Below are 6000 nucleotides of genomic sequence, written 5' to 3'. Positions count from 1 at the left end.
CTGCTTTCTATTATGCCATCAGCTTAGCCTGACAATTGTCTGAGTATTTATACTGATTGCCAAAGTGGGATGCTCCCCAGCATATTCCATGTATATGTAGTACACACAATCTTGAGATCGCCCGTGTAAGGTGCGTCGCCATCAAAAATTTGCAAGTTTTATCCAATATCTCGCAGCGACGCACCCTACAGATTAACACCACACAATATAGCTGCTGCTGTACTTAATGAACCTGGAATATGCTGTAATAAGGAGTGCAACCGGAAACGATATTAGATGCAGGACAATTTACAAGCGTTTAACAAGTATCCACCGCAACTCTAACGGCGGTGTTTGTTGCACGGGAAATAAATCGCGTCCGCTAGCCCAACTCACAAACCAAGGTGTCGGCGGCCAAGCAGAATCCGGCAAATGTTTTTGTTCGTATTCAATCACAGATTCATCAGAAATAATTTCTAACGGCAAACCCTCTATTGCTGCTTGCAATTCTTCTCTGGTAATCAGATAAGACCAACACAATTCAGACATTTGTTTTGCCATCTCGTCGGGCTCGTACCCATCTACAGCTAAGAAAGTGCTCAATAAGATAAACCCGCCGCTTAAAACAGCATCGGACATTTTGCCGAGGAAAAGACGAATTTGTTCGGGGTAGCGGAAATGAGAGAGAACTTCGGTAGCAATCGCTAATTTGTACCGATAAGTTTTCATCCTCAATAATGGATCTAAAACGTCGCCTTGGGTGACATTGATCGGCAAGTTTTCGGCGGTTGCTGCTGCTGATAGTTTCTCGGCAAATATGGGTGTTAGTTCGATCGCATCCACGGAATGACCTAACCTTGCTAAAGGCAGACTATTGCGCCCTGGGCCCGCACCAACATCTAAAATAGGTGCTTTTCCCGGTTCGCCTAATTCGGCGGCAATGGCGATGACTTTGGCATCGGGATGGCTGCCGAATAAAGGTTCGGGGCGAATATCCGGCCAGCTATGATATTTCTGGGCGATTGATTCGATTTGAATCTTGGTATTCAGAGTAATGCCGCCGGCTAAACCGCTTTGGGAATTGGCGGGAAAATATGAGACTATGAGATTAGCGTGAGGGGAATTTTTGAATCCTTCTGCTAAGGCGTTGGCGATTAATGTTCGCAAGTTTTCGGTTTGGGCCGCGTCGATGTTTTGTCCGAGAATGTTTAAGAAGTCTGAGAGTAATTTAAGGTAGTCGTCTAGCATCGAGGGCAAGCAAGGCAGATAGAATTCTCCTTTGAGGCCGATGTTCTTTTTGAGCCTTTCTTTGAGAATTAACTTCAGGCGATTCGAGTCTGTCATTCGATTTTAGATTTTAGATTTTAGATTTTAGATTGACTCTCGCATTGAATCTGGGATCTAGAACAAGACTCTAAAATTTTGATCTTTTCAGCACTTAAGTCATTCGCAACTATCCGTTTTTGGGCGGAGTCAGCGGCGGGTCTGTTTCGGGTGATTCGCTGACGGACAATTTGGGGACAGATGCGGCACTGGTGAGGTTTTTAGTCACAATATTTTCGATTAGATTCGGCAATAAGTGCAAGAGCACCCAGCATAATCTTGTGCTCTTGCACCTGAATTCTCGCGTGCAGCGTTTCTGCGGTATCATCAGGCAATACCGGCACCGCAGCCTGCATTAAAATCGGCCCGCTGTCTACTTCTAAACGGGCGATATGCACCGTACATCCGGTGATTTTAACCTTGGCGGCCAGTGCTTGCTCGACGGCGCGAATTCCTGGAAAACTCGGCAGTAAGCTGGGATGAATGTTAATAACGCGATCGGGAAAAGCATCAAACAAAACTTTGGTAACAATTCGCATCCAACCCGCCATCACTACCCATTCTACATCATATTCTTGGAAATTTTTAACAATTTTTGTATCTAATTCTTCGCGACTTTTGCAGTCGCGGTGATTGAGCAGAATCGAGGGAATACCGTATTTTTCTGCTCTGGCTGCCGCTTTGGCTTCGGGGTTGTTGTAAATTAATACTGGGATTTTAGCGTTGAGTTCTTGGTTTTGGATGGCTCGGGCAATTACCTCGAAGTTGCTGCCGCTTCCTGATGCTAAAACTCCTAATTTTAAGGGCTTACTAATAGAAGCATTTTTTTCGACTTTGGCGGCAGGAATTGCAGGGACAATCAAAAAATCTGTGGAATTGGTATTTGCTGTTATCATAAAATTTTTAGTTTGCTCTCAAAATTGTACCACCTGTAATATCAATTCCGGTAACATCGGAATTAATATTACCCGACCGAAATCAGGACACGGCAGTGCCGTGTCCCTACGATTAATCTGGCGTAGGGACACGGCACTGCCGTGTCGAAAGCTTATCATACCGGCGCAGCCGGAATTGATATAACGAGTGCTAATCTGGTAGATCGGCAAAAAAATCCTCCCTGAGAATCGAATAAAGTTTTAGATCCCAATATCTGTCTTTCACAAATAGGTGCTGTCGCAATACCCCTTCCAATTGCATCCCCACTTTTTCCATCACCCTAGCGGAAGCAATATTGTTAACTTCACATCGAGCCATAATTCGATTCAGCAACATCTCCCGAAAACCGAATTCAATCACTGCATTAACAGCCTCGCTCATGTATCCTTCGCCCCAATATCTCCTAGAGAGTGCGTAGCCAATTTCCGCGCGGCTGTGCGTCATGCTCCATTCCACAAATCCGCAAGTTCCGATAAACTTTTTCTCGGCTTTATGGACAATTCCCCAATCTACAAGCTCTCGTCTTTTGTACATTTTAGTAAGTGACCTGAGAAAGTATTTAGTGTCTTCGATAGAGGTGTGAGTTGACCACATTGTGTATTGTGATACTTCGGGATTTGAGGCATACTCAAACATATCGCTCGCGTCGTTTAAAGTAATTTTTCGGAGCAGGAGCCTTTCAGTTTCTATAGTGGGTAAATGAGCTAATATATCGAGAAAGTTCATTTTGACATTGACCTATATTGTGATACCATTTAAAACTAAAAGCTAAAATTTACAAGCCAATGGTTCGGATTAAATTTGGGCATTTTAACTGGTTGGATAATGATGCGATCGCAGCTTGGACTTTCCTGGCCCCAGCTTTGCTGTTTCTGGGTACTTTTTTGATTGGGCCGATCGCCTATTTATTTTACCTCAGCTTTACCAGCGGCAGCTTTACCCAGTCGGGAGTGCGTTGGATTGGCTTCAACAACTACTGGCGTCTAGTCACAAACCCGGATTTCTGGCAAATTCTCCAAAATACGCTCTATTTTACTACTGCGACAGTCATTCCCAGTTTAGTGATTCCATTGGGCTTAGCAGTTTTGCTAAATCGCTCGTTTGCTTGGCGAGGAACTCTCCGCACCGCTTATTTTATTCCTTCGATTACCTCTTTAGTTGCAGTTGGCTTGGGTTGGCGGTGGTTGTTTCAAACCGAAGGCCCGGTGAATAGTGCGTTAATGGCGATCGGCTTAAATCCAATTCCTTGGCTTAGCAGCACAGTTTGGGCAATGCCAGTGATCATTCTGCTCAGTATTTGGAAACAATTAGGCTTTAATATGGTAGTATTTTTAGCAGGATTGCAAGCAATTCCGGTAAATCGTTACGAAGCCGCAGAATTAGATGGAGCTAATGCTTGGCAGCAATTTTTGTACATCACTTTACCCGGTTTGCGACCGACTTTAGTATTTGCTACTGTCACTACTGCTATTTTTACTCTGCGGAGTTTCGAGCAAGTTTACGTCATCACCGGCGGCGGCCCTTTAAACTCTACTAATTTGCTAGTTTATTATATTTACGAGCAAGCTTTTTCGCAATTTGATTTTGGCTATGCAGCAGCAGCGGCAACTTTCCTGATGGCTGTAGCTTTGCTATTAGTCTATTTACAACTAAAAGTTTGGGGCGAAGATACTTGATATCACATCGGGTAAGTAATTAAGCAAAATTAATTACATAATTATTTCCAAATTCTTAAAGAATTTTCTCAACAATCGAACATTAAAATAGCTACCTTCCTAGTTGCCTTGACACTCCGGGCGCGTAAACGCACGGGGATTCTTTAATCTACGAGCCAATTTGCTGAGGCAGGATTTTTCCAGCCAAAGTAGAGATTGATTCTCCTAAAGCGTTGCTTGCGTCAATCGCAAAAGTTCCGGTATGCCCTACCGTACCCAATCCTCGACTCAGGATATTTCTAGCCGCGTTTTCGTCTCTCCCTAAGCTACATCCACACTTACAAATATGCGTTCTAGTAGATAGCGTTTTCTTGACAATTACACCGCAGCTAGAGCATTCTTGGCTGGTATATTGCGGGTTTACCGCCACCGTAATTTTTTCAAATACTTTTCCAAAGTATTCAATCCAGACACGGAACTGATACCAAGATGCGTCGTTAATAGACTTAGCTAAGCAATGATTCTTCACCAGATTTTTTATTCTCAAATCTTCGTAAGCGATTACATCGTTTGATGAGATTACGCACCGTGCAAGCTTCATTGCATGGTCTTTACGCTGCCTACTTATTTTGAGATGGCGTTTACCCAGAATCTGCCGAGCTTTACTCCTGTTGTTTGAACTTTTTACTTTCCTGGACACCCGACGTTGACAACGTTTAAGGACTTTTTCACCTTTTCGCAAAAATCTAGGGTTCTCAACCGTCATTCCTTTTGAGTCGGTGTAATATTCCTTCAATCCTACGTCTAAGCCTATGGTGTTCCCAGAGGGGGCTATGTTTTCCTTTCGATCAATATCAATACAAAACTGAACGTATACGCCATCGGCACGTTTTACCAATCTCACCCGTTTTATTTGGCTAATTTGGTAGAAATGCAAATCGCGTGTCCCCTTGAGTTTTAACTGCCCAATCCCTTTCTTGTCGGTAAAATTGATGGATTTCCGGTCGTCGGCAAGTTTCCATCCAGTTGATTTATAATCAACAGAGCGACCATCTTTCTGAAATTGTGGATACCCTTTTTTGCCTGCAATACCCTTCTTGCAGTTATCGTAGAATCTGGAGATAGAAGACCATGCTCGTTCTGCGCTAGCTTGTCTAGCCATTGAGTTGAGTTCGTCACGTCAGCCAAGGAAAAATCACGTGCCAGTACAGCGCAGTATTTATTCAAATCATATTTATCCACCTTTTTGTTGTCCATCCAATACCTTATACAGCTATTGCGGACGAATTTTGCGGTACGAATTGCTTCGTCTACGGCAGTAAACTGATTCGATTTTCCGTATGCTTTAAACTCGAAAACTAGCATGGTTTTACCTCCCACCTTATGCTACCCGGTTCAGTATAGGATGTTCAGTGAGTTATTAAAACTTTACAATTAAAGCCGTCAAGCGAAGGACGGGGTTTTAAACCCAATTTCCTGATAAGACATACTTCTGATAGAGACCAAAAATATCGGCGATTTGTTATCGTAGAACAGGTATAATTTAAATTATTAAAGCTATGCCGAAAAATATTCGCCATCGCGCCATAAAAATCTGTCTTTTGTGTCTGGCTTGCGCCTTAGCAATTGCTGTTGCGCCAATTGTCACGCCCGCTCAATCCACAAGTCAATTAGAATTTCGCATTACTCAATTAGAAAGGCAAATTTCTGAACTCAGGGGACAAATCTACAGCTTGCAGAACCAAGGTTCTAGAGTTAACCGGCCTCAGTCTCCTAACCTTCCGGGTTCTGGTCGGACAAATCCTAGAGTGCGGTCGGGAGACCCGATGTTTGATAATTTAGCAACTTTGGTAATTGAAACGAAGCAAGATGTTATCAAAATTCAAGAGCGGTTGTCAAAGCTAGAAGCGTCGAGAAATCGTTAGAGAAGGAAGAAGGAAGAAGGAAGAAGGAAGAAGGAAGAAGGAAGAAGGAAGAAGGAATGCACGACGCGGATACACGGATTAATTATTTAGCAAAAGTGGGGAGTCAGGAGTCAGAAGTCAGGAGTCAGAAGGAAGAGGTTCAAGGGAAGAGGGAAGAAGTCAGCAGTCATTAGTTAGAAGGA

5 protein-coding genes and 1 pseudogene are annotated in these 6000 nt (G+C 43.4%); 2 read left to right on the top strand and 4 right to left on the bottom strand.

Features of this window, described 5'->3' with window-relative positions; genetic code table 11:
- Positions 1-288 precede the first annotated feature (288 nt).
- From QUA99_RS25745 to QUA99_RS25735, 3 genes are all read right to left on the bottom strand, one after another.
- Positions 289-1323, bottom strand: a complete 1035-nt coding sequence (locus tag QUA99_RS25745; protein ID WP_333241919.1) for a class I SAM-dependent methyltransferase — start codon at positions 1321-1323, stop codon at positions 289-291.
- A gap of 200 nt (positions 1324-1523) precedes the next feature.
- Entirely contained in the window at positions 1524-2198 is a 675-nt protein-coding gene (gene purN / locus QUA99_RS25740) for a phosphoribosylglycinamide formyltransferase (RefSeq protein WP_333241917.1), read from the bottom strand.
- A gap of 190 nt (positions 2199-2388) precedes the next feature.
- Positions 2389-2964, bottom strand: a complete 576-nt coding sequence (locus QUA99_RS25735; protein ID WP_333241915.1) for a GNAT family protein — start codon at positions 2962-2964, stop codon at positions 2389-2391.
- A gap of 59 nt (positions 2965-3023) precedes the next feature.
- Here QUA99_RS25735 and QUA99_RS25730 point away from each other — a divergent pair, with 59 nt between their 5' ends.
- Entirely contained in the window at positions 3024-3914 is an 891-nt protein-coding gene (locus QUA99_RS25730; protein ID WP_333241913.1) for a sugar ABC transporter permease, read from the top strand.
- Between the two features lie 148 nt (positions 3915-4062).
- Here QUA99_RS25730 and QUA99_RS25725 read toward each other — a convergent pair.
- Positions 4063-5258: pseudogene (locus tag QUA99_RS25725) on the bottom strand (RNA-guided endonuclease InsQ/TnpB family protein).
- 194 nt (positions 5259-5452) lie between these two features.
- Between QUA99_RS25725 and QUA99_RS25720 the strand changes: the two are divergent.
- Positions 5453-5818: a hypothetical protein gene (locus QUA99_RS25720; protein ID WP_333241911.1), complete on the top strand. Its 366-nt coding sequence runs from the start codon at positions 5453-5455 to the stop codon at positions 5816-5818.
- Positions 5819-6000: the final 182 nt, after the last annotated feature.

The sequence above is a fragment of the Microcoleus sp. F10-B2 genome, from assembly GCF_036704965.1.
Taxonomy (GTDB): Bacteria; Cyanobacteriota; Cyanobacteriia; order Cyanobacteriales; family Microcoleaceae; genus Microcoleus.
This window is presented reverse-complemented; position numbering and strand designations above follow the sequence as displayed.

Bases quoted from the DNA above. Each gene is read 5' to 3' on its own strand.
- QUA99_RS25745 (WP_333241919.1), bottom strand. From the start codon at position 1,323: ATGACAGACTCGAATCGCCTGAAGTTAATTCTCAAAGAAAGGCTCAAA.
- purN (WP_333241917.1), bottom strand. From the start codon at position 2,198: ATGATAACAGCAAATACCAATTCCACAGATTTTTTGATTGTCCCTGCA.
- QUA99_RS25735 (WP_333241915.1), bottom strand. From the start codon at position 2,964: ATGAACTTTCTCGATATATTAGCTCATTTACCCACTATAGAAACTGAA.
- QUA99_RS25730 (WP_333241913.1), top strand. From the start codon at position 3,024: ATGGTTCGGATTAAATTTGGGCATTTTAACTGGTTGGATAATGATGCG.
- QUA99_RS25720 (WP_333241911.1), top strand. From the start codon at position 5,453: ATGCCGAAAAATATTCGCCATCGCGCCATAAAAATCTGTCTTTTGTGT.